Here is a 23528-nt window from a genome sequence, read left to right as displayed (position 1 = left end):
TAACACATATTAGAGATTTTTAACCTTTAAAACGTGTAAATTGGAATCTAATTCATAGAGTCTGGGTACTCCTGTAGCTAATTCAAATTTTATAATTTCGTCAGGAGTCATTTTTTCTAAATACATAACTAATGCACGTAAACTATTTCCATGTGCAGCTATGATTATATTTTTTCCATCCTTAATTTTTGGAACTATCTCACTTTCAAAATAAGGAATTACTCTTTCAGCAGTATCTTTAAGGCTTTCTCCATTAGGTGGAGCAACATCGTAACTTCTTCGCCAAATATGAACTTGTTCATCTCCGAATTTCTTAGCTGTCTCAGCCTTATTTAGACCTTGCAGATCTCCATACATTCTTTCATTTAACGCCTTATCAAATTTCGTGGGTACATTTTTTATTCCGGCTTCATTCAACGCGATTTGTAAAGTTTCTTGAGCTCTTTTCAAAGCAGATGAATACGCATAATCAAAATGTAAACCTTTAAGCTGATCGCCGGCTTTTTTAGCCTCTTCTTTTCCTTTGTCGGATAATTCTACATCAACCCAACCGGTAAATTTATTTTCCAGATTCCAAACACTCTGACCGTGTCTCAGTAATACTAAAATTGCCATGATTACAAAATATTTATATTAACTATATTATCTTGAAATAATTGTGCCAATATAAAAATAATGACTATTAATTTACCCATAAATCTGATTAAAGTTAAGAAGTAATGAAATAAGTGTTTAAGAAAATGTTAATTTTGAAATTATTTCAAAAAACGGAAAGAGTTAGTAATGAGAAAAAGTAGTTTACTTGTATCAATTCTAATTGGGATTTTTACTATGGCACAAAAACAAAATTTGACTCCTGAATTACTTTGGAGTTTAGGTAGGGTATCTATAGACGCTGTAAATGATACCGGAGACATTATTTATGGAGTTCAATATTATAATGTTGATGAAAACAGCAGTACCAGAGATTTATATCATCTAAATCTAGATGGGCAAATTATCAGACTTACTGAAAGTAAAGACAAGGAAAAAGCGTTGTCTTTTCATTCACAAAATGAATTTATATATTCGGTGGGAGATGATATTTATTCTTATAATCTAAAAACTAAGAAAACAGAAAAAATAAATAAAGAAAACGAAATTCTTTCCGGGTTACTTTATGCGAATAATTCCAACCATTTTGCCATATCAAAATCGGTGAAATTAGAAGAAGTTTTAGGCACAGATATATATCCAACAATGGAAAAATCAGATGTGAAAGTGTATGATCATTTAATGTATAGACATTGGGATACCTGGAAAGACGGAAAATTTAAACATATATTCATTGGTAGTACAAACGGAAGTTTGGTGGATATCAATAAGGATGAAAAATATAATTCCGAAGGTTATTCATTTTCTCCGGATAGTAAATATTTAGTTTACCAATCCAAAAAACTTTTCGGAACTCAAGATGCAATTTCAACCAACACGAATATATACCTTTATGATATATTTTCACAACAAACGCAAAATTTAACTGTTGAAAATAAAGGATATGATACTAACCCTAAGTTTAGTCCACAAGGTGGAGTGTTGGCGTGGTTGTCAATGAAAACAGACGGATATGAGGCAGATAAGAATGATCTGAAAATTTATGATTTGGCTACTCAAAAAACAATAAATTTAACTTCAACTTGGGATAATACGGTAATCGACTATGTTTGGGCTAAAAATGGAAAGAAAATTTATTTTTTGGCCGGTATCAATGCTACTAAACAATTTTTTGAGTTAGATATCAAAACAAAAAAAATTAGACAAATTACTAACGGTCAGCATGATTATGTTAATATACGTATCACCGGAGATTATTTGGTTGGAGAGCGTCAAGACATGAATCATACGTCTGAAATTTATAAAGTAAATATTAAAACCGGAGTAGAAACTAAGTTAACTTCAGTAAATGATGAACTCTATCAAAAGATAAAAAGTTGTATAGTTGAAGAAAGGTGGATTAATACCACCGACGGAAAAAAAATGTTGGTTTGGGTAATATTTCCTCCTGATTTTGATAAAAATAAAAAATACCCTACTTTATTATACTGTCAGGGAGGGCCTCAAAGTACGGTATCTCAATTTTACAGTTTTCGTTGGAACTTTCAGATTATGGCATCCAATGGTTATATTGTTGTAGCCCCCAATCGAAGAGGATTGCCTTCTTTCGGCGTGAAATGGAACGAAGAGATATCAGGTGACTGGGGTGGACAACCTATGAAAGATTATTTATCAGCTATTGATGAAGTTTCTAAAGAGCCCTATGTGGACAAAAATCGTTTAGGTGCTGTAGGAGCCAGTTATGGCGGTTATTCGGTTTATTATTTAGCAGGTATTCATAAGAAAAGATTTAAAACTTTTATTTCACATTGTGGGGTATTTGACTTAGACTCCATGTATGGATCAACCGAAGAAATATTCTTTCCCAATTATGATATTGGAGGATCTTATTGGGAAAATCCTCAACCCAAAGCTTACAAAGAATTTAATCCTATTAAATTAGTTTCTAATTGGGATACTCCTATATTGATTATTCACGGGGGAAGAGATTATCGAGTTCCTTATACTCAAGGTCTTGAAGCTTTTCAAGCGGCGCAGTTGAAGGGCATAAAGAGCCGACTTTTGTATTTTCCGGAAGAAAACCATTGGGTTCAACAACCCCAAAATGGTATAATCTGGCAAAAAGAATTTTTTAAATGGTTAAACGATACACTTTAGTTTTTAATAATTCATTCAATATAATAATATTTTATTACACCTATTACAAAAGTTAAATTATATAAATAATGGTCTAAAAAAAGGTTGGAAGATTTTTTCAACCTTTTTTTATAAGTATAAAAAAACTTTTTATCAAGCATGGTTTAAAAAATAAAAAAAAATCAAAATTATTTTCAATTTATGGTAAAATTTTATTCCATTAAAAATGTGATTGTTACGCGTATTTTTTTAAGATATATAAATTTAAATGTGTCAAATAAATTAATTGACATAACATAATAAATGCATTTATTTATTACATTTGAATATAATTTTTAAACAAATCACTATGAGAATTTTTTTATTTTTATTATTATTTATATTTAATTGTCTGCCGGCATGGTCTAAACAAATAGATCAGGAGGAAGCAAAACAAATTGCTGAAAAATTTATAAATAATCAATTTACCAACCTAAAGAGAAGTCAAGGATTCCAATTACAATTAGTTTATACGGCAGAGAATGAAGTCAATAAATTTAAGAAAAATCATTCCGAAAAGTATTATTATGTATATAATATTGGAGCAAATCAAGGCTTTATAATCATTTCAGCTGACGATATAAATTATCCGATCATAGGATATTCCAATTCCGGATATTACGATGCAGCTAATCTTCCGGAAAATTTCCAATCTTGGATGAAAACCGTAGAATTGGGTATGCAACAAGCTTTTGATAATTCAACCAAACCTACCAAAGATATTCAAAAGGAATGGGAATTGTATAGAAATTCAAAACAAAGTATCCAAACCAGACTTACCGCACTAGAACCGCTTATTAAAACAAAATGGAATCAAGATAAGCCTTATAATAGTCAAATTCCTTATGAAGTGCTTACCGGTTGTGTAGCAACGGCTACAGCACAGATTATGAAATATCATCAATACCCTAAAAAAGGAATTGATGTCATTCCGGCCTATCAGACCAAAGATCCAAGTAACAATGCAATCTATAATATTCCCCAGATAAATTTACAACAATACGTATATGATTGGTCGAATATGTTAGATGAATATAATAATTCACCTACTCCTAATTATACCAATGAACAAGCAAAGGCTGTAGGGCTCTTAATGTATCATATTGGAGCAAGTGTAAAAATGAAGTATGGAGTAAATGAAAGTGGGGCTATTAGCAAAGATGCGCTTGAATCATTGTTTACGTACTTTGATTATGATAAAAGCCTAGATTTAGTCGCAAGAGGAAATTATTATGCTAATCTAAATATAATTATAAGTGATGAAGAATGGGAGGAGATAATAAAAAAAGAATTAAATGAAGGAAGACCCGTTTATTATTCAGGAAGTACGGACAAAAATTCAGGACATGCATTTGTTTGTGATGGGTACGATTCCAACGGACTCTTACATTTTAATTTTGGATGGGGAGGGTATCAAGACGGGTATTACAATTCAAATGCCCCATTAGAATATAAATATGATCAAGGGATAGGTATAAATATAAAACCAAATGAAGGAGGTCAAGGAATAGCTAGATATTTTGTAAAAGAATTATCAATTCCTAAAAATAAAGTATCAAAGAATGAGTTCTTTGAAGTGAAGTATAAAATAGCCAACATTGGATTACATAAATCAAATTTTGATGATATATATATAGCTTTATTTGATTTTAATGAAAATAAAATGAAATCAATTATAGGAAATTATGGTGCAAAATATTTTTCAATTGGAACAGATATTTCTGCCGGAAAATACCGATTGACATTAGTACAAAAAAGAGGAGATGAATATGTTGTTATAAAATCAGATAATAGTATTGGGGATAATAATATAATTGAAGTTAAAGAATTTACAAATTCACATAATATAAATTTATACGATAAGACTCCATTGTCTGCAAATGCCAACATAGTCAGTCCTAAAGATCCTCTGCAAGTTAAATTTTCAATCATTAGTCTATATAAACCTTTTAATGGAATGGTCGCTTTAGCTTTGACTGATGATTTAGACAAATTGCAATATATAATTGGAAAAATGTCTACTAAATTAGATATAGGCAATTATAAATATAATATATCAATTTCAGGTTACATACCGGATGATATTGCTAATGGAGCATATCGAATCAGGATTTTTGCACGTGAAAATGATGGTCAAGAATGGCAATTGTTGGATGGGGCAGCTGTTAATTATCTTCCTCTAACCGTTGTAAATGGAAAGCTGGGAATAGAAGAACTGAAAAATGAAACAAATGAATTTGTGATCTATCCTAATCCGGTTAAAAATATCTTATATATCAAATCTGACTCGGAACAACAAATTAAATCCATTTCAATTTATGATTTTTCAGGTAAAGAAGTATTGCAAAGCAATATAGATCCTTCTAACGGGGTAGATGTGAGTTCATTAAGTTCAGGGGCTTACATAATAAAAATTAAAACGTCTAAAGAAATAAAGAAATGTAAATTTATTAAAATATAAATTTTACTTAAATTATCAGTAAAACATATAAAATTTAAAAAAGGGTGAAGAATTTTCTTCACCCTTTTTTTTATGGTTTAAAAAAATTATATTTTATAAAATAAAATTGATTAAAAATATGACATATTGTTGTCTAATTACTTAGTATGTTAATATAATATATATATTTTTTAAAAATAATAAAATAAATAATTATTTATTTTATTAAATTTGAGGATAACTGAAAAATTTTATTATGAGAAAACTTTTATTATCTATCTTACTATTATTTATATTTAGTAATTTACATTTATGGTCTAAGCAAATAGATCAAGAGGAAGCAAAACATATTGCAGAAAATTTTGTTAATAACCAATTTTCTAACCTAAAAAAAAGTCAAAGATTCCAATTACAATTAGTTTATACGGCAGAGAATGAAATAAATAACTTAAAGAAAAATCATTCTCAAAAATATTACTATGTTTACAACATTGGAGTAAAGCAAGGCTTTATAATCATTTCAGCAGACGATATAAATTATCCGATCATAGGATATTCCAATTCCGGATATTACGATGCAGCCAATCTTCCGGAAAATTTCCAATCTTGGATGAAAACCGTAGAATTGGGTATGCAACAAGCTTTTGATAATTCAATCAAACCTACCAAAGAAATTGAAAAGGAATGGGAATTGTATAGAAATTCAAATAAGGGCATAAATACCAGGATTACCCCGCTCCAGCCTTTACTTAAAACAAAATGGAATCAAGATGAGCCTTATAATAGTCAAATACCTTATAAAGTTTATACCGGTTGTGTAGCAACGGCTACAGCACAGATTATGAAATTTCATCAACATCCCAACAAAGGAACTGGTTTCATTCCGGCCTATCAGACCAAAGATCCAAGTAACAATGCAATCTATAATATTCCCCAGATAGATTTAAATCAATACGAGTATGATTGGGCAAATATGTCAAATGAATATTATAATTCACCTACTCCCAATTATACTAATGAACAAGCAAAGGCTGTAGGGCTCTTAATGTATCATATAGGAGCAAGTGCTCAAATGAAATATGGAGTAAAAGCAAGCGGGACTTCTAGCCGGAAAGCACTAAAAGCGTTGTATACTTATTATGATTATGACAAAAGTGTAGATTATATAATTCGAGGCCAATATTATTTAGGTGATTTTAATGAAATACCTATCAGTGATGAAGAATGGAATTCTATCATAATAAAAGAATTAAATGAAGGTAGACCTATTTATTATTCAGGAAGTACGGAAAATAGATCGGGGCATGCATTTGTTTGTGATGGATACGATTCCAACGGACTCTTACATTTTAATTTTGGATGGGGAGGATATCAAGACGGATATTACAATTCAAACGCCCCATTACAATATAAATATGGTCAAAGTATAGGTATTAATATAAAACCCAATGAAGGAGGCGAAAAAGTCAATAGATATTTTGTAAATAAGCTTACGATTTCTAAAAATAAAATATATAAAGATGAATGTTTTGTAGAAAAACATGATTTATACAACATAAGTATAGAAGATACGATTATATATAAAGATCAATACATGGCTTTATATGATCTTAACAATACAATGGTAGCTCTACTTAATGAAAGTAATCATCCTTCTAATTTTAACAATAATTATTATACGCTAAACAGTACTATTAAAGCGGGGAAGTATCGTTTAAAAGTAGTGGAAAAGAAAGGAGAAACGTATATACCTGTTAAAACGGCTCAAAATGTAGATGATACAAGTATAATTGAATTACTGGATGGTGTTAAATCGCATAATCTTAATTTATTAAATAATAAAGTTCTTACGGCTAACATAAGGCAAGCTAAACCTAAAGATTACCTGCAAGCAGAATTTTCATTTGGAAATAATCGATGTAAACCTTTTAATGGAACGATAGCTTTAGCTTTGACTAATGAGGAGGATAAATTGATCTATATACTTGGAAAAGATTTAATAAATAATTTAAGAGAGGGTTATTTCTATGGATCATATATAATTTCAGGTTACATACCGGATGATATAGCTAATGGAGCGTATCGAATCAGGATTTTTGCACGTGAAAATGATGGGCAAGAATGGCAATACTTGGAAGGAGCAGCCGTTAATTATCTTCCCCTTACTATTGTAAATGGCAAACTGGGAATAGAAGATTTAAAGAATGAAAAAAATGAATTTGTAATCTATCCTAATCCGGTTAAAAATATTTTATATATTAAATCTGATTCAGAACAACAAATTAAATCCATTTCAATTTTTGATTTATCAGGTAAAGAAGTATTGCGTAGCAATATAGATTCTTCTAATGGGGTAAATGTAAGTTCATTAAGTTCAGGATCTTACATTGTAAAAATTCAAACATCAAAAGAAATAATGAAATATAAGTTTATTAAAAAATAATTCATAAAATTTAATATATAATAAGCGTTTCCCAATAACCTAAAGGAAACGCTTTTTGCTATAAAAAACTATATAGATTTGTAATGAAAATGTTTGAAATTTTATTTATATCACTGCATTACTAATTAATAAATATCTCATTTAAAAAATCTGTATATTTGTCCCTATAGCATTTAAAAATTGAAGTAGATTAATATAAATCTAAAGTAATAAGCCATGAATTTACATGAATATCAAGGGAAAGAAATACTTTCATCATTTGGAGTAAGAGTTCAAAGGGGAATAGTTGCTACTACACCGGAGAAAGCCGTTGAAGCAGCTAAAGACATTAATGATCAAACAGGTACTAAATGGTGGGTGGTAAAAGCTCAGATTCATGCAGGAGGAAGAGGAAAAGGAGGAGGAGTTAAATTGGCAAAATCTTTGGATGAAGTTAAAGAAATCTCCTCTGAAATCATAGGAATGAATCTAATCACTCCTCAAACACCTAAAAATGGTAAGAAAGTTCATCAGGTATTTATTGCGGAAGATATGTATTATCCCGGAGAGGGTAAAATTGAAGAATTTTATATGTCTGTTTTATTAGACAGAGTAAAAGGAAAAAATGTAATTATATATTCTACAGAAGGAGGAATGGACATTGAAACGGTAGCAGAAAAAACTCCGTCACTTATATTTAATGAAGAAATTGACCCATCGGTTGGTTTACAAAATTTTCAAGCAAGAAAAATTGCTTTTAATCTCGGATTATCCGGAGAGGCATTTAAAAATATGGTAACATTTGTGACTGCATTATATAAAGCTTATATAAAAAGCGATGCTACCTTATTCGAGATAAATCCCGTTTTAAAAACATCAGATAATCAAATTGCGGCAGTAGACGCAAAAGTTACCATTGATAACAACGCTCTTTTCAGGCATCCCGAATATGTAAAATTAAGAGATATAAGAGAAGAATATCCGACCGAAGTACTAGCAGGAGAGGCAGGATTAAATTTTGTAAAATTAGAAGGCAATGTAGGTTGTATGGTAAACGGTGCAGGATTAGCTATGGCAACGATGGATATTATTAAACTTTCAGGAGGAGACCCGGCAAATTTTTTAGATGTTGGGGGCACTGCTGACGCTGAAAGAGTAGAAAAAGCATTTAGAATAATTTTAGCAGATGATAGAGTACAAGCGATACTCGTAAATATATTTGGAGGTATTGTTCGTTGCGATCGAGTAGCACAAGGCATTTTAGATGCCTATAAAAATATGAGTGATTTTATAAAAGTGCCAATCATAGTACGATTACAGGGAACTAATGCAGAAATAGCTAAAAAAATGATTGATGAAAGTGGATTAAAAGTTATATCTGCTATTACCTTAGAAGATGCGGCAAATGAGGTTACTAAAGCTTTAGCATAATCTTAAAAAATAAATAATAAAAAAGGCTATCAATGGATAGCCTTTCTTTATAATTATTGTAAAGGAGTCAAAAAGGGATAAGTTAACCATTGAAAGCTATTGGAATTTGTTTTTTTGACATAACCAATACCCGGATAAGGAAGATGATAACCCAAAACAAGGGTTTTATCCCTGCTTAAAGTATCAAGAACGGAAATACGTGTTTTAACTGCCAAATCAAAATTCCAGTCAAAAGATGTTCCCCATTCAGGATGTGGGAATAATAATGCTCCATAATGAACTAAATCAGCAATATGCACCAATGATTCATTGTTGGAGCGAATAGTTGAAATAATATGTCCCGGAGTGTGTCCCGGAGCTAATGAAAAAGTAATGCAATTTAAAATAGTTTCCTTATCCTTAATAAATTTAATTTTCGATTTTATCGATTTTAATTTAGTACTGATTACTTTAATACTTTCTTTTAATTCAGCTTCATTTCCTGAACGTTTAGACTTTGAAAAATCTTGTTTTTTGCCTGTCCAGAAATCATATTCTTTTTTAGTTAAATAAATAGTGGCATTCGGAAAAACCGGTTTATTATTGGCAACCAACCCTCCAATATGATCTAAATGAGCATGAGTAATCACAATATCTGTAATTTGATCCGGTTTAATACCGACCACAGATAGGGCATTAAGCAATTTTCCGCCATTACCATTAATCTCTCCCGTTCCGGTATCAAATAAAATTAAATGGTTATCCTTTTTTAATAATAATACATTTAAGGCCAATTCTAATTTATCGGTTGGTAAATAATTGTCTAAAAGTATTTTATTAACCTCTTCGGCTTTTGCTACAGGCGCCATTTCGGGTTGTACAGAAGGATTGTAAAAATAGCCATCGGTAAGTAATACTCCTTGAATATCACCGATTTTCAAATTTTGGAATCCGGAATAATTAAAATTTTGAGCAGACGTTACCCCGGTAATAAAAAGGGTAAATACAATTAATAATTGATTTAAAAAATTTCTCATATTTAAAGGTTTTTATAAATTTCATTAGGATGCGTTTAAAGTTAATATGGCTTTTTGTAAAATTAAATTATTCGGAAAAGTCACCGGTAATCCATCATCAGTACGTAACACAACATAGAAAGCCTTAATATCTTCAACAGTTGCGGTGATAGGATTATCTTTGTCAATAATCTTTATAATGTCTCCTATTCGAAATGGAACTGTGAAATAGATGATAAACCCCGCAGTAACATTGCTTAATAATGACCATTGTGCAAAAAAAGCGACACCTACAATTGCAAAAAAAGAGGCAAATGTAGCAAATATCCATTCCGGTGTAACTCCCCATATGGTTATAAGAAGAACAAAGCCCAAAATATTAATTAATATACTTGAATATTTAATCACTACTCGTGTTCGTAATTCTTTAATATGGGTATGATTACCATATTTTAAAATTATTTTATTTATAATAAGTTTTAAAAAATATATCGCTATAATAACAATTATAGTTGCTATTAATTGAAGGTGATAATCTTTAAAAAATTTACTTAATAATTCCATTTTATATTATATCATTTAATTTGTTCGTAAATCTTCTTAGTAAATTAGTTTTGTTCAATTGGAATGGCATTTTTTCACAAAATAGAAAGATCTCTATTACTTATTTAGAAAAAAAGTGTTTAGCTTACTTCATTTATACACATAAGTTTTAAGGCTCATTAAAAAAAAGAAAAGATATATTCTCCTAATATATACATGGATGAAATGTCTTATTTACAACACATTTTTTTATTAATGTTATGTTCGGCATTATGGTATATAATTATTATGAACTCTGTTAAAACGAAGACAAATTTACAAACAAAATTTATCAATTTTTATTTAATTTAGAACTAATTTATCAGATTATTAAAATTTAATTCCCGGTAAAGTTGAATTATATATTGAATATGATATTTTAATTATAAAATTTTAGATTGTATTTTTGTATTACTTATGATTACTCAAGAAAATCTAAAAGAATTACAGACAAGGATAAACGATTTGTATGAGTACTTGGAAATAGAAAAAAAGCAAGTAGAAATACAAAATGAAGAAGAAAAATCTGCAGATCCCTCATTTTGGGAAGATCCAAAAGAAGCAGAAAAAATATTAAAACAATTAAGAGCAAAAAAAAAATGGGTTGAAGAGTACCAAGAAATCAACGCACAATATGAAGATTTAGTGGTTTTATACGATTTTTTTAAATCAGGCGATGTTTCCGAAGATGAAATAAATTCTCATTATCAGGCAGTTGTTACTTTGCTTGAAAATATAGAATTTAAAAATATGTTATCATCTGAAGGAGATGATTTAAACGCTGTGATACAAATAACGGCAGGAGCAGGTGGAACCGAAAGCTGTGATTGGGCGAGTATGCTCATGCGTATGTATATTATGTGGGCTGAAAAACATAATTTTAAAGTAAAAGAGCTTAATTATCAGGCCGGAGATGTAGCAGGTGTAAAAACAGTAACATTAGAGATTGAAGGAGACTATGCCTTTGGTTATTTAAAGGGAGAAAACGGAGTGCATCGATTGGTTAGAATTTCACCGTTTGATTCCAATGCAAAAAGACATACGTCTTTTGCTTCTGTATATGTATATCCTTTAGTAGATGAATCTATTGAAATCCAGATTAATCAAGCATCGCTTTCATGGGATACGTTTCGTTCCAGTGGAGCCGGAGGACAAAATGTTAATAAAGTGGAAACAGGAGTTAGACTACGCTATAAATATAAAGATGAAGACACAGCAGAAGAAAAAGAAATCATCATTGAAAATACAGAAAGTAGATCCCAACTACAAAATAAGGAAAAAGCATTGCAATTATTAAAATCACGCTTATTTGAAATTGAACTTGAAAAAAGAAATGCGAAACGCGACGAAATAGAGGCGGGTAAAATGAAGATAGAATGGGGAAGTCAGATAAGAAATTATGTAATGCAGCCCTATCGATTGATTAAAGATGTTCGAACAGGTACTGAAACTTCAGATGTTGACTCAGTTATGAATGGTAATATAGATGATTTTTTAAAGTCATATTTAATGTTGATGGGACAGAGACCACAATAAGATACGATAAAATAAAATTATTTATATTTGTTTACAATAAATTAAAAATATTTGATAAATTATGGGTATTATAATGCTATTAGTTCTAATTATATTATTCTTTTTAAGCGCACCTATATTTGTTGTAAAGCAACAAACATCAGTAATTATTGAAAGATTCGGAAAATTTAATTCTTCACGTAATGCAGGGATTAATTTTAAAGTACCCTTCATAGATATGATCGCAGGAAGAGTGAATTTAAAAATTCAGCAATTGGATGTAATGATTGAAACTAAAACAAAAGATAATGTATTTGTTCACCTTAAAGTTTCAGTTCAATATCAAGTAGTTCAAACGGCTGTGTTTGATGCATTTTACAAATTACAAAATCCATCCGAACAAATCACTTCATATGTTTTTGATGTAGTTCGGGCTGAAGTTCCTAAATTACGGTTAGATGATGTATTTGAAAGAAAAGATGACATAGCAATTGCTGTTAAAAGTGAATTGCAAGAAGCGATGCAGAGCTATGGACACAGCATTGTGAAAGCCTTAGTTACAGATATTGATCCCGATGAGCAGGTTAAACAAGCAATGAATCGTATAAATTCAGCAGAAAGAGAAAAGGTTGCCGCAGAATATGAAGCAGAAGCAGAGCGTATTAAAATTGTAGCTAAAGCCAAAGCGGAAGCAGAAAGTAAACAATTACAAGGAAAAGGTATTGCTGATCAAAGGAGAGAAATCGCTCGAGGTTTAGAGGAATCTGTTAAAGTATTAAACGGAGTAAATATAAACTCACAAGAGGCCTCTTCTTTAATTGTGGTTACTCAACATTACGATACATTAAGCTCCATAGGAGCCAGTTCTCGATCTAATTTAATATTGCTGCCTAATAATCCGAGTGCAGCAAGTGATATGTTAACTAATACAATTACTTCTTTTGTAGCTTCACAAAAAGTTAGCGATCAATTAAATGATAAACGATCCTTGTAATAAAATTAATTAAAGAATATAAAAAAAGAGGCATTGATTTCCAATGCCTCTTTTTTTATGAAAATATATTAAATATTTATCCAAAAATTATTTTTTAGTGGCCTCCTTAATATCATTTTTAGAATCCTCAGCAGCATTTTTTACGCCTTCTTTAGCGTTATTAGCTGTTTCTTTGATATTATGGTTTTGATCGTTTGCTTCGTCCTTAACTTTATCTACAGCCTTGTCTAAGCTTTCTTTAGCTTCATGAGCTGTTTCTTTTATATGAGTGGTAGCAGAATCGGTAAAATTTCCAATTTTTTCACCTAAAGTTGCTGTATCTTTTGCAAGAGAATCAGCAGTAGAACTAGACGCATCTACATGATTAACTTGTTTTTTTTCACAAGCAATAAAAGAAATAGAAGTAATAGTAGCAATAGTTAAGATGTTTAAAATTGTTTTTTTCATAACGATAAATTTTTAAATGATTTTTTTGAAATTTAATTTATTTTTTAGTTGCTCTCATCTAATGCTGAGCTGGGAGCAATTTCTTGCTGTGGTTGAGCATTCATGCCCGGGATAGCAGGATTGTTTTTGTTCTTAAGGTTAGCAGAACTGTCTATAGGAGGAGCCGGCGCAATTTCTTGCTGAGGCTGAGCATTTAGACCTTGCACGGAATTTGTTTCATTGGTTTTATTTTTATGATTATTTTCACATGCAATGAAGGAGCTAGTTATACTAAGTAACGTGATGGCAGTAAATTTCAAAAAATTTTTATTCATCACTTAAGGTTTTTGTTAAGTTTTAAAAAAGTAAAATTTACTTTCAGAAAAAAGGCTACAAAAAAGTTGTAACCTTTTGTGAATTTTGTTTAATTTAAACAAATTATTTTGCTTTTTCAGCTTCCTCAGCTTTAGGAGCAGCAGCTTCTTCAGCTTTAGGAGCTTCAGCTTTAACTGTATCTGTTGCAGGAGCTTGAGTTTGAGGAGTTTCTTCAACCGAAGTAGAATCAATAGCTGGAGCAGCAGTTGCTGTAGAATCAGTTGTAGCAGCAGCATCACTACTAGCTTGTTTTTTATCACATGCGATGAAAGAAGTTGTTGCAATAACAGTTACAGCTGCAATGTTTAAAATTAATTTTTTCATTTTTTAGTTTTTTTAATTATATATAATTTAAATTAGAGAAACAAATATAGGAGAGTTAAACTTTGTTGCAAGATTCAAATGCTTGTAATATTTTTGTAAAAACTGTTTTTTGAATTTTACAAAAAATATATACTGATTATCAGTGTGTTAAAATTATTTTACAAATGAAAGGTCAGGAAAAAATACTTTTTGAGCAATTAAAAAAGGAGGTTACCCAAACCTTTTTAGAAGATTTTCCTACCTTAAATCCTGACATCTCAAAATGGAAAGGATTAGACATTATATATTTTCAAGAACATTTAAGACAAAAAGTTAGAGGAAACGTTAGCGAAAAATGGTTCTATACCTATTTTAAATCTTCATTTGAAAAATTACCCAGAATTGATATGCTCAATTTATTAACTCAATATTGTGGATATAAGAGAGGATGGACGGAATTTCAGGAAAAATATCAATCTAAAATATCTCAAGACAATCTAACTTCACATGTGACGAATGAGCCATTGATAAACAAAACCGTTGGCGATGATAAAAAAAATTTTTTAGAAAATGTAGAGGTAAAAAATAATGGTTATGATGATGAAACTATACAAACAGAATCTTTAGGCATAAACGTATCTAAAAATAAAAATCATTCGTTTGGCATTAAAAAATTAATATATATACTGTTAGGATTGATCGCATTATTAGTTGTAGTTTTTTCAGTAGATAAATATTACGAATATAGAAATACCTTCAAGTTTTGTTTTTATGATGCCGATAGAAGCTCTTTAATAAAATCCAAATTAGAAATAATTATCCAAAAAAATGGAGTATCTCCTGAATATTATACTGTTACTAACGGTTGTTTTACCTATCGATCATCAACAGACACTCTCAAAATGACTATTAGCTCACCGATGTATAAAAAGGAATCTTTTGTAGTCGGACTTAAAGAAATAAGAGATAAGGGAGAAGAGAATAATAGAAATTTCAAATTGAGACCTGATGATTATGCTATTATGTTATATTATTATTCAACAGGTGTAAACGATGCAGATGAAAATAAAAAATCGCAATTAATAAAACAAAGAAAAGAAGAATTAAATAAACTAATAGCTGATGATGCACTTATTTATCAAGTATACGATAATGAATTATTTGGTGTTGAAGTGCTGGATAAGAAAAAATACATTGACTTTATGACTACTCCTACTACCTCACTCAAAAATTATATTCTGATTAACAGTCAGATTAATAAGAACAAAAAAATAGATTTAATTAAATTCAAAATACAAAAAAATGAAAAATAAGCATATAATTCAAATTATTATAGTTTTTCTGATAATAGGTTTTGTAGCTTGTAAGAAGGAAAAGTATTACGAAGGAGAAAAAGATCCCATTAAAATAAAAGAATATAACAATAAAAATTATTATGCTTCTGAAAAAATGGATTCATTGGCAGTAATATCACATATAACAGAACAAAAGTTACAAGAAGTTTATGATTTAGCTATTTTAGCAACCGAAAATAAATCAAACAAAGATATTGATACTCTTATAGTTTCACAATTAAAAGGATATTTTCCTAAAAAAGACACGGTGTATGTGAGTAAAATTGTGAATAATTTGGATTCTTTAAAGGTAAAATATGTTACAATTGAACTTGAAAAGAAAAAATCAGATACCACTACTATTCTAAATGATTCAATAGGAGTAGTACATTATAAGGTTCATTATTATAATAATAAGAAAAAATATTTCTCTACTCAGAGATCCCAAGCAAATTATATTTTAAAAAAGAATCCGGAAAAATTTAAATCGGAATTTAAATTTTACTTTACCTCAATTGGAAAAACCGAACAATAATTGGGAGTTATAATATAATCCAAAGGTATATCCGATCTTGAAATATCGTTAATTGAATCCAAGGGTTCAAAAAAAGAAAGTCCAACTTTAGTAGAAGAAAGGTGGTTTTTAAGGAAGTTGTCATAATATCCTTTACCATATCCTACGCGGTTTCCTAAAATATCATAAGCCAATAAAGGGGTAAATATGCAATCTATATTCTTAATTTGTATATTATCTTGATCTATCGGTTCAGGGATTCCCCACAGATTTTTTTCAAGTTTAGTTTCAGGAGTAAGTTCAAAATGTAATAAAGAATTATGATGTACTTTGGAGCAATAAACCTTTTTTTGATTAGCCCACAAATAATTTAGTATGAAAGAAGTATCAACCTCCTTTTTGTCAGAAATGGTTAAGAAAATATGGTAAGAATTGTAGTCGGACAAAATGGATTTTTTCCACTGTAAAAAAATTTGCTCAGATTTAGATAATACCTGCTTTTTCGTAAGCAAAGATCTTAACATTAGAAAATTCTTACGAGCCTCTTTTTTTAACATGAATCATATTTTTTTTACAGAAATAATTTTAACAGGACAGGCTTTAGCCGCTTTATCTGCAGCCTCAAAACAATTGTTATCAGGATTTTTTAAAGTGAAAAAACCCTTTTTTTCAGTAGACCTTAGTAAAACAGATTTTCCATCTTTTTTAGACATGCGGAAATTTTCAGGATCAAACTCTGAACAATAATTGCATCCTATGCATTTATCTCTTTGCAATGTAATGATTACCATATTTTAATTAAAAAATTCGAAAATCTACGCTTTAACAACTTTATATAATTTATCGGACGGACGTATTTTAAAACCAATAGGTAAAGTAAGTATATCTCCCTTTTTAGCTTCCTGAGCGGGTATATCATCGACCATCATCGAAGAAACTTCAGCTTCTTGTGAACCGGTAGTAGGTCCCTGAATTAATATTTTATCACCAACATTTAAACTATAAGCCTCAATCTCAAATTCGCCGATTTTAGTTTTAGGGTAAAAATGTCGACCTTTTCCAATATAAACCTTTTTTTGTGTAGCATTAGATCCCGGATTATCAGACCATTCCCCTAATTTTTGACCAAGATAATAACCGCTCCAAAATCCTCGGTTATAAACAGTTTCTAACTTTTTCATCCATTCGGCTATTGCTTCTTTAGTAAAAGATCCGGAAGCAATGGCATCAATGGCTTCACGATAGCATTTAGTTACAGTAGCTACGTATTCCGGCGCCCTTCCTCTACCTTCTATTTTCAATACTTTTACCCCGGAATCAATAACTTGATCAAGAAAATCAATTGTACATAAATCTTTAGGGGACATCATATATTCATTATCGATTTCAATCTCAAAACCGGATTCTTGATCGATAACGGTGTATTTCTTTCTGCAATTTTGTTTACAAGCCCCCCGATTAGCAGAAGAATTATGAGAATGTAGACTCAAATAACATTTCCCCGATACAGCCATGCATAAAGCGCCATGTCCAAAAATTTCAATTTCAACTAATTTTCCACCCGGGCCTTTAATTTGTTCTTTATTAATTTGAGAAGTGATCTTTTTAACTTGGCTTAAGCTCAATTCTCTGCTTAAAACCATAGTATCGGCAAATAAAGAATAAAATTTTACCGTTTCAATGTTGGTAATGTTTATTTGAGTTGAAATATGAACCTCCATTCCAATTTGTCTTGCATAAGCAATAACCGCTTGATCCATGGCAATAACTGCTGATATAGAAGCAGATTTTGCTCGATCCAAGACAGTTTTTATTATGGATAAATCGTGATCATAAATAATTGTGTTCAAGGTCAAGTACGTTCGTACCCCTTTTTGAGAACATCTTTTGGAAATTTCTTCCAAATCGTCTAAAGTAAAATTAACAGATGAACGCGCACGCATATTTAATTGCTCGACTCCAAAATAAATTGAATCTGCACCATTATCCAAAGCTGCTTGCAATGATTCAAAATTACCTGCCGGACACATCAATTCTATCTTTCCACTTTCTGTCATTACTGAATTAAAATTTTACGCAAAAATAATAAATATAACCTATATAAAAAGAAGCCTTTATTTAGGTTGGTAAACCATAATTGAAACCTTTCAATTTTTCACGGTTAATTTTAGCCTGTTAAATATTTATTAACGCATAATATCATCTTAGAGAAAACCGTATCTTTGTAAAGAAATTGATATAATGATAAGGAAAATAGCAATATTCCCACTAGTTGTATTAATACGCTTTTATCAGATCGCTATATCTCCTTGGATGGGAAATAATTGCAGGTTTACTCCCACCTGTTCCGCATATATGTTGGAAGCATTAAAAATTCATGGACTGTTCTATGGATTTTGGTTGGGAAGTAAACGTATTTTTCGTTGTCATCCTTGGGGAGGAGAGGGGTATGATCCGGTGCCACATAAAAAACATAATTAAAACTAGATGAATCAACTTTTATATATTACTTGGGATCCGAGTTTAGGTATACATATAGGCAGCTTTACCTTAAGATACTACAGCTTGATGTATGTGATTGCTTTTGGCTTAGGTTTTTATCTCATGGAATTTATTTTTAAAAAAGATAAGGAAGATAAAAAATTATTAGATCCCTTGTTCATCTATATGTTTCTGGCCGTAATAATTGGAGCTAGATTGGGGCATGTACTTTTTTATCAAAAACAATTATTTATACAAGATCCATTAGCAGTTTTCTTACCCATACGAACTAAACCTCATTTTGAATTTACAGGCTATTCAGGATTAGCCAGTCATGGAGCTGCTATAGGAATTCTAATTTCTTTATATCTATTTACAAGAAAATATTTAAAACGAACTTTTTATTGGATATTAGATAGAATAGTTATTCCGGTTTCCATAGGAGGAATGTTTATACGTTTTGGAAATTTTTTTAATTCGGAAATTATTGGAAAGCCATCTTCACTTCCATGGGCAGTACTTTTTATTCAACAGGATACCGATGAATATGGAAGTATTGTTCCACGACATCCCTCTCAATTATACGAAGCCTTTGGTTATTTACTTTTGTTTATATCCCTTATGTTTATCTATTTAAAAACCGATAAAAAGAAATATTCGGGTTGGATATTTGGATATTTTTTAATTGTACTTTTCGGTATCAGGTTTATCGTAGAATTTTTTAAGGAACCGCAGGGAGAAGAATATATTAATTGGCTGGGATTAAATACCGGACAATGGTTAAGTGTACCCTTTATTATCGCAGGAATTTGCATACTAGTTACCGCAAAAAATAGGATTTATACATCAAAAGCAATATAAAATGAAAAATCTAATAACAAAACTAATACTATATTTGCTGATTGTTATAAGTATAGTGGGTTGTAAAGATCCTAAGAATATAAGTATTAGTACCAATTTCGATAAATTAGATGATAAACCCTTACACATAGGAGATAAATTACCTTTAGAATTTAATACACAAGATGGAATTATTGATTCGTATAGTATTAAATTGAATGAACAAACATACGATAAAAAAAATATTACTTTAGATGAATCCAATGCTAAGTTGGGTACAAATTATATAGTACTAACAATCAACTATAACGGAAAATATAAAAAAGAAATTGATGCAACTTTTACCGTGTTTCCAAACGAAAAAGAAAAGGATCTACATTATAAATTGATTCAAGAATTTCCACACAATCCTGAATTATTTACACAAGGATTTACCTATAAAGACGGATGGATTACGGAAAGTTCAGGACTCTATGGGAAATCATTATTAGTTAAATATAAATTAGGTTCAACTTCTTACTCTCAAAGCGTTAAAATAGACCCAAAATTTTTCGCAGAAGGTTTTGCCTTGCTAAACGAGAAATTATATTTACTTACTTGGAGAGAGAAAAAAGGATTCATTTTTAATGCATCAGATTTTAAACTTTTAAAAGAATTCAACTATCCGGGGACTTTATATGAAGGTTGGGGAGCAACAACCATAGGAGATGAAATGGTTGTTTCTGACGGGTCTTCAGAATTAAAATTTTATGATAAAGATTTTAATTTAAAAAAGAGTATTTCAGTGATTGGTTATGAAAATATTTATTCTAGAATTAATGAATTGGAGTACGCTAACGGATTTATTTATGCCAATGTTTTTGATGAACCGATCATTTTAAAAATTGATCCTAGTACAGGAATTGTGGTTGCTAAAGCAGATTTTTCGGATTTAGTTAAAATGAATCAATCTAATGAGGAGGCTGTTTTAAATGGGATTGCCTATGTTGATGGAGATACTTTCTTAATTACCGGAAAACTATGGTCTAAAATTTACAAAGTTGAATTCACGAAGTAAGTGAAATGATTTTTTAGTGGATCGTGATTATAGCTGAAATATAATTTTAGAAAAAAAAACATCATTTCATTCTCCACATACACTATCTTAAGGGATCGTTTAATTTACATGTTTTTCAGCATGATAAGATGAGCGAACTAGCGGGCTGCTTTCAATATGTCTGAAATTTCCTAAACTTTTAGCGTAATCTTCATAATCTTTAAACTGTTCCAACGAAATAAATTCTTTTACAGGAAGATGCTTTTTACTAGGTTGTAAATATTGACCGATCGTGATTACATCAACTCGGGCGTCATGTATTTCTCTAATAGATTCATAAACTTCAGAAGGCTTTTCTCCAAGACCTAGCATAATTCCTGTTTTTGTTCTTCGTTGCCCTTGTTCTTTCATATATCGGAGAACTTCCAAACTTCGATCATATTTTGCTTGTATACGTACTTCACGGGTTAATCTCCTAACCGTTTCCATATTATGAGATATGACTTCAGGGGCAGCTTCCAGAATTCTATTTATATGCCTGTGAATTCCCTGGAAATCAGGAATTAAAGTTTCCATGGTTGTGCCGGGACTAATTCTGCGTACCGCTTTTACGGTTTCTGCCCAAATAATAGATCCCATGTCTTTAAGATCATCACGGTCAACGGAAGTTAATACCGCATGTTTAATTTTCATTAATTTAATTGAACGCGCAACTTTTTCGGGTTCCTCCCAATCAATTTCGGAAGGTCGCCCTGTTTTAACACCGCAAAACCCACAACTTCTGGTACAGATATTACCCAAAATCATAAATGTCGCTGTGCCTTCACCCCAACATTCTCCCATGTTTGGACAGCTTCCACTTTGGCAAATCGTATTAAGCTTATATTTATCTACAATTCCCCTAAGTTCTTTATAATTCTTGCCGGAAGGCAGCTTAACCCGAATCCATTTAGGTTTTGTTATTGTTGACGAGTCCATAAAACAAATTTATATCGGACAAAGTTAGTAACTTTATTACGGATAATTATTTAAGCTATAAATATAAAAAAAATATAATTATATAATTATACTGCTATAAATATATAAAATTAGGAGTTTTAATATAAATTTTAACGATTTATTAGCAGCACAATTAGAATAAAATAGTGAACTTTGCAGCTAGCTAATTTTTAGAAAGCATGGAGTATACATCGACTTCCGAAGATATAAAAATTATTATTGAAAAAGTACGGGAAAAAAGCAAAGATTTTAGTTTACTAAGTAAAGAAATAAATCAGGTGATCGTTGGTCAAAAATACATGATTAACCGCCTGTTAATTGGTTTATTAAGTAACGGTCATGTTTTATTGGAAGGTGTTCCCGGATTAGCAAAGACTTTGGCAATAAAAACACTTGCAGAGGCTCTTGATGGAGAGTTTTCTCGAATTCAATTTACGCCTGATTTATTACCTGCGGATGTTTTAGGAACCTTAATTTATAATATGAAAGAAAACGATTTTTCTATTAAAAAGGGGCCTATCTTTGCTAACTTTATTTTGGCAGATGAAATTAATCGTTCTCCGGCTAAGGTTCAATCAGCTCTGTTGGAAGCCATGCAAGAAAAACAGGTGACCATTGGAGATGAAACATTTAAATTGAAAGAACCTTTCTTGGTTTTGGCAACACAAAACCCTATCGATCAAGAAGGTACTTATCCACTCCCTGAAGCTCAAGTCGATAGATTTATGTTAAAATGTGTTGTTTCTTATCCTGATTTTGAACAAGAAAGAACAATCCTTAGACAAAATATTTCAGGAGAAAAACATGAGGTTAAGAAAATTATCACTTTAGAAAAAATATTTGAGGCGAGGGAGTTGGTGAAAGAAATTTACATGGATGAAAAGATTGAAAGTTATATCCTAAATGTGATATTTGCTACCCGTTATCCTGAAAAATATAATATGCCAAATCTTAAACCTTACATACTTTTTGGCTCTTCCCCTAGAGGCAGCATAAGTATGGCATTGGCGGCAAAAGCAAATGCTTTTCTAAACCAAAGAGGATTTGTAGTACCGGAAGATGTTAAATCCGTTGCCAAAGATGTCCTTCGTCATCGCGTCGGAATAACCTATGAGGCAGAAGCAGAAAATATAACTTCCGAGGATATTATTGATCAAATTCTCAATTCAGTAAAAGCTCCGTAGTATTATAAAAAAACAAAAAAATTGACAACAGAAGAACTTCTAAAAAAGGTAAGGCTTATTGAGCTAAAGTCTAAAAGAAGAATTAATTCAATATTCTTAGGAGAATATCACAGTTCTTTTAAGGGCATAGGAATGACATTTTCAGAAGTTCGTCAATACCAATTTGGAGACGATGTCAGAAAAATTGATTGGAATAAAACAGCCCGTTTTAATGAACCTTTTGTAAAAATATTTGAAGAGGAAAGAGAAATGGTATCTATGATTTTAATAGATATTAGCGCCTCGATGAATTTTGGAACCAAAAAACAATTAAAAAAAGAATTGGTTGCTGAAATAGGAGCAACTCTTGCTCTTTCTGCCATTAAAAATAATGATAAGGTAGGGTTGGTTTTATTTTCGGATAAAATTGATTATTTTATTGCTCCCAAAAAAGGAAATGCTCATATTGTAAGTATCATAAAAACGATTTTAGAAGCAGAGCCTAAACATACTAAAACAGATTTATCGGTAGTTTTTGATTTTATTATAAAAACTATAAAAAGAAAATCTACCATTTTTCTCATATCTGATTTTGATGTCACCTATTTTGAAAGAAATTTACGGATATTGACTAAAAAGCACGATTTTACAGGGATTCGAGTTTACGATCGTTGGGAGAAAATATTTCCCGATATGGGCTTAATTTATCTTGAAGATTTAGAGACAGGAAAATTGCAATGGGTAGATACTTCTTCAAAAACTGTTCGAGATAAATATTCAGCATATTATCAGCGATTAACTACTACAACAGAAAATGCATTTATTAAAAATGGTGCCGGTTTTGTAAATATTCCTTCCGAAGGTGATTATATAAAAATATTGTTTAATTATTTTAGAGGACATCATTAA

Annotated in this window: 23 protein-coding genes; 13 read left to right on the top strand and 10 right to left on the bottom strand. The window is 30.6% G+C overall.

Annotated features, from left to right (window positions below):
* Positions 1 to 9: 9 nt before the first annotated feature.
* On the bottom strand, positions 10 to 615 hold the full coding sequence (locus GYM73_RS08840; protein ID WP_166004792.1) for a 2,3-diphosphoglycerate-dependent phosphoglycerate mutase: 606 nt from the start codon (positions 613 to 615) through the stop codon (positions 10 to 12).
* A gap of 168 nt (positions 616 to 783) precedes the next feature.
* Here GYM73_RS08840 and GYM73_RS08835 point away from each other — a divergent pair, with 168 nt between their 5' ends.
* The 4 genes from GYM73_RS08835 to sucC all read left to right on the top strand — a co-directional run bounded on the left by GYM73_RS08835 (position 784) and on the right by sucC (position 9062).
* Positions 784 to 2751, top strand: a complete 1968-nt coding sequence (locus GYM73_RS08835; RefSeq protein ID WP_255570963.1) for a S9 family peptidase — start codon at positions 784 to 786, stop codon at positions 2749 to 2751.
* Positions 2752 to 3079: 328 nt separating this feature from the next.
* Positions 3080 to 5230, top strand: a complete 2151-nt coding sequence (locus GYM73_RS08830) for a thiol protease/hemagglutinin PrtT (RefSeq protein ID WP_220233602.1) — start codon at positions 3080 to 3082, stop codon at positions 5228 to 5230.
* 235 nt (positions 5231 to 5465) lie between these two features.
* Complete coding sequence (locus GYM73_RS08825) at positions 5466 to 7652, top strand: thiol protease/hemagglutinin PrtT (protein WP_220233601.1); 2187 nt, start codon at positions 5466 to 5468, stop codon at positions 7650 to 7652.
* A 216-nt stretch (positions 7653 to 7868) separates the two neighbouring features.
* Entirely contained in the window at positions 7869 to 9062 is a 1194-nt protein-coding gene (gene sucC, locus GYM73_RS08820; protein WP_220233600.1) for an ADP-forming succinate--CoA ligase subunit beta, read from the top strand.
* A 53-nt stretch (positions 9063 to 9115) separates the two neighbouring features.
* Here sucC and GYM73_RS08815 read toward each other — a convergent pair whose 3' ends face one another.
* Positions 9116 to 10078, bottom strand: coding sequence for an MBL fold metallo-hydrolase (locus tag GYM73_RS08815; RefSeq protein ID WP_220233599.1), 963 nt, complete (start codon positions 10076 to 10078; stop codon positions 9116 to 9118).
* A gap of 24 nt (positions 10079 to 10102) precedes the next feature.
* Complete coding sequence (locus GYM73_RS08810) at positions 10103 to 10621, bottom strand: mechanosensitive ion channel domain-containing protein (protein ID WP_160556889.1); 519 nt, start codon at positions 10619 to 10621, stop codon at positions 10103 to 10105.
* Between the two features lie 435 nt (positions 10622 to 11056).
* On the opposite strand from GYM73_RS08810, the gene prfB reads away from it, so the two are divergent.
* Positions 11057 to 12175, top strand: a complete 1119-nt coding sequence (gene prfB / locus GYM73_RS08805) for a peptide chain release factor 2 (protein ID WP_220233598.1) — start codon at positions 11057 to 11059, stop codon at positions 12173 to 12175.
* Between the two features lie 61 nt (positions 12176 to 12236).
* A complete protein-coding gene (locus GYM73_RS08800; RefSeq protein WP_160541656.1) occupies positions 12237 to 13148 on the top strand; it encodes an SPFH domain-containing protein in 912 nt (303 codons plus the stop codon).
* 87 nt (positions 13149 to 13235) lie between these two features.
* Here GYM73_RS08800 and GYM73_RS08795 read toward each other — a convergent pair whose 3' ends face one another.
* The 3 genes from GYM73_RS08795 to GYM73_RS08785 all read right to left on the bottom strand — a co-directional run bounded on the left by GYM73_RS08795 (position 13236) and on the right by GYM73_RS08785 (position 14273).
* On the bottom strand, positions 13236 to 13595 hold the full coding sequence (locus tag GYM73_RS08795) for a hypothetical protein (protein WP_160541657.1): 360 nt from the start codon (positions 13593 to 13595) through the stop codon (positions 13236 to 13238).
* Between the two features lie 44 nt (positions 13596 to 13639).
* Entirely contained in the window at positions 13640 to 13801 is a 162-nt protein-coding gene (locus GYM73_RS08790; RefSeq protein ID WP_166004775.1) for a hypothetical protein, read from the bottom strand.
* A 211-nt stretch (positions 13802 to 14012) separates the two neighbouring features.
* Positions 14013 to 14273 (bottom strand): hypothetical protein, encoded by a 261-nt coding sequence (locus GYM73_RS08785; RefSeq protein ID WP_160541659.1) that lies wholly within the window; start codon positions 14271 to 14273, stop codon positions 14013 to 14015.
* Between the two features lie 164 nt (positions 14274 to 14437).
* Here GYM73_RS08785 and GYM73_RS08780 point away from each other — a divergent pair, with 164 nt between their 5' ends.
* Positions 14438 to 15565: a hypothetical protein gene (locus GYM73_RS08780; protein ID WP_220233597.1), complete on the top strand. Its 1128-nt coding sequence runs from the start codon at positions 14438 to 14440 to the stop codon at positions 15563 to 15565.
* Positions 15555 to 16121 carry a hypothetical protein gene (locus GYM73_RS08775; RefSeq protein WP_160541661.1) on the top strand — a complete coding sequence of 189 codons (567 nt, stop codon included), beginning with the start codon at positions 15555 to 15557 and terminating at the stop codon, positions 16119 to 16121. The genes GYM73_RS08780 and GYM73_RS08775 overlap by 11 nt, the downstream gene beginning before the upstream one ends.
* Here the strand turns inward: GYM73_RS08775 and GYM73_RS08770 are convergent.
* From GYM73_RS08770 to GYM73_RS08760, 3 genes are read right to left on the bottom strand one after another with little or no spacing between them, the layout of a single operon-like run.
* Positions 16088 to 16657 (bottom strand): 5-formyltetrahydrofolate cyclo-ligase, encoded by a 570-nt coding sequence (locus tag GYM73_RS08770; protein ID WP_160568836.1) that lies wholly within the window; start codon positions 16655 to 16657, stop codon positions 16088 to 16090. The two genes, GYM73_RS08775 and GYM73_RS08770, sit on opposite strands and share 34 nt — an antisense overlap.
* 3 nt (positions 16658 to 16660) lie before the next feature.
* Positions 16661 to 16891 carry a ferredoxin gene (locus GYM73_RS08765; protein ID WP_105296827.1) on the bottom strand — a complete coding sequence of 77 codons (231 nt, stop codon included), beginning with the start codon at positions 16889 to 16891 and terminating at the stop codon, positions 16661 to 16663.
* A 24-nt stretch (positions 16892 to 16915) separates the two neighbouring features.
* A complete protein-coding gene (locus GYM73_RS08760) occupies positions 16916 to 18157 on the bottom strand; it encodes a U32 family peptidase (protein ID WP_220233596.1) in 1242 nt (413 codons plus the stop codon).
* 184 nt (positions 18158 to 18341) lie between these two features.
* Here GYM73_RS08760 and yidD point away from each other — a divergent pair, with 184 nt between their 5' ends.
* Genes yidD through GYM73_RS08745 form a run of 3 tightly spaced genes read left to right on the top strand, consistent with a single transcriptional unit; the run spans position 18342 to position 20478 of the window.
* Positions 18342 to 18581: a membrane protein insertion efficiency factor YidD gene (yidD, locus tag GYM73_RS08755; RefSeq protein WP_160541664.1), complete on the top strand. Its 240-nt coding sequence runs from the start codon at positions 18342 to 18344 to the stop codon at positions 18579 to 18581.
* 6 nt (positions 18582 to 18587) lie between these two features.
* Positions 18588 to 19442, top strand: a complete 855-nt coding sequence (lgt, locus tag GYM73_RS08750) for a prolipoprotein diacylglyceryl transferase (protein ID WP_160556900.1) — start codon at positions 18588 to 18590, stop codon at positions 19440 to 19442.
* A gap of 1 nt (position 19443) precedes the next feature.
* Positions 19444 to 20478 (top strand): glutaminyl-peptide cyclotransferase, encoded by a 1035-nt coding sequence (locus GYM73_RS08745; protein ID WP_220233595.1) that lies wholly within the window; start codon positions 19444 to 19446, stop codon positions 20476 to 20478.
* Positions 20479 to 20577: 99 nt separating this feature from the next.
* Here GYM73_RS08745 and lipA read toward each other — a convergent pair whose 3' ends face one another.
* A complete protein-coding gene (gene lipA, locus GYM73_RS08740; protein WP_160556902.1) occupies positions 20578 to 21435 on the bottom strand; it encodes a lipoyl synthase in 858 nt (285 codons plus the stop codon).
* Positions 21436 to 21635: 200 nt separating this feature from the next.
* On the opposite strand from lipA, the gene GYM73_RS08735 reads away from it, so the two are divergent.
* Both GYM73_RS08735 and GYM73_RS08730 read left to right on the top strand, forming a co-directional pair.
* Entirely contained in the window at positions 21636 to 22640 is a 1005-nt protein-coding gene (locus GYM73_RS08735) for a MoxR family ATPase (RefSeq protein WP_160556903.1), read from the top strand.
* A 21-nt stretch (positions 22641 to 22661) separates the two neighbouring features.
* Entirely contained in the window at positions 22662 to 23528 is an 867-nt protein-coding gene (locus GYM73_RS08730) for a DUF58 domain-containing protein (RefSeq protein ID WP_220233594.1), read from the top strand.

The sequence above is a fragment of the Apibacter sp. ESL0432 genome (genome assembly GCF_019469225.1).
GTDB lineage: Bacteria > Bacteroidota > Bacteroidia > Flavobacteriales > Weeksellaceae > Apibacter.
Note: the sequence above shows the minus strand (reverse complement) of the source record. Positions and strands in the feature narration are given on the sequence as shown.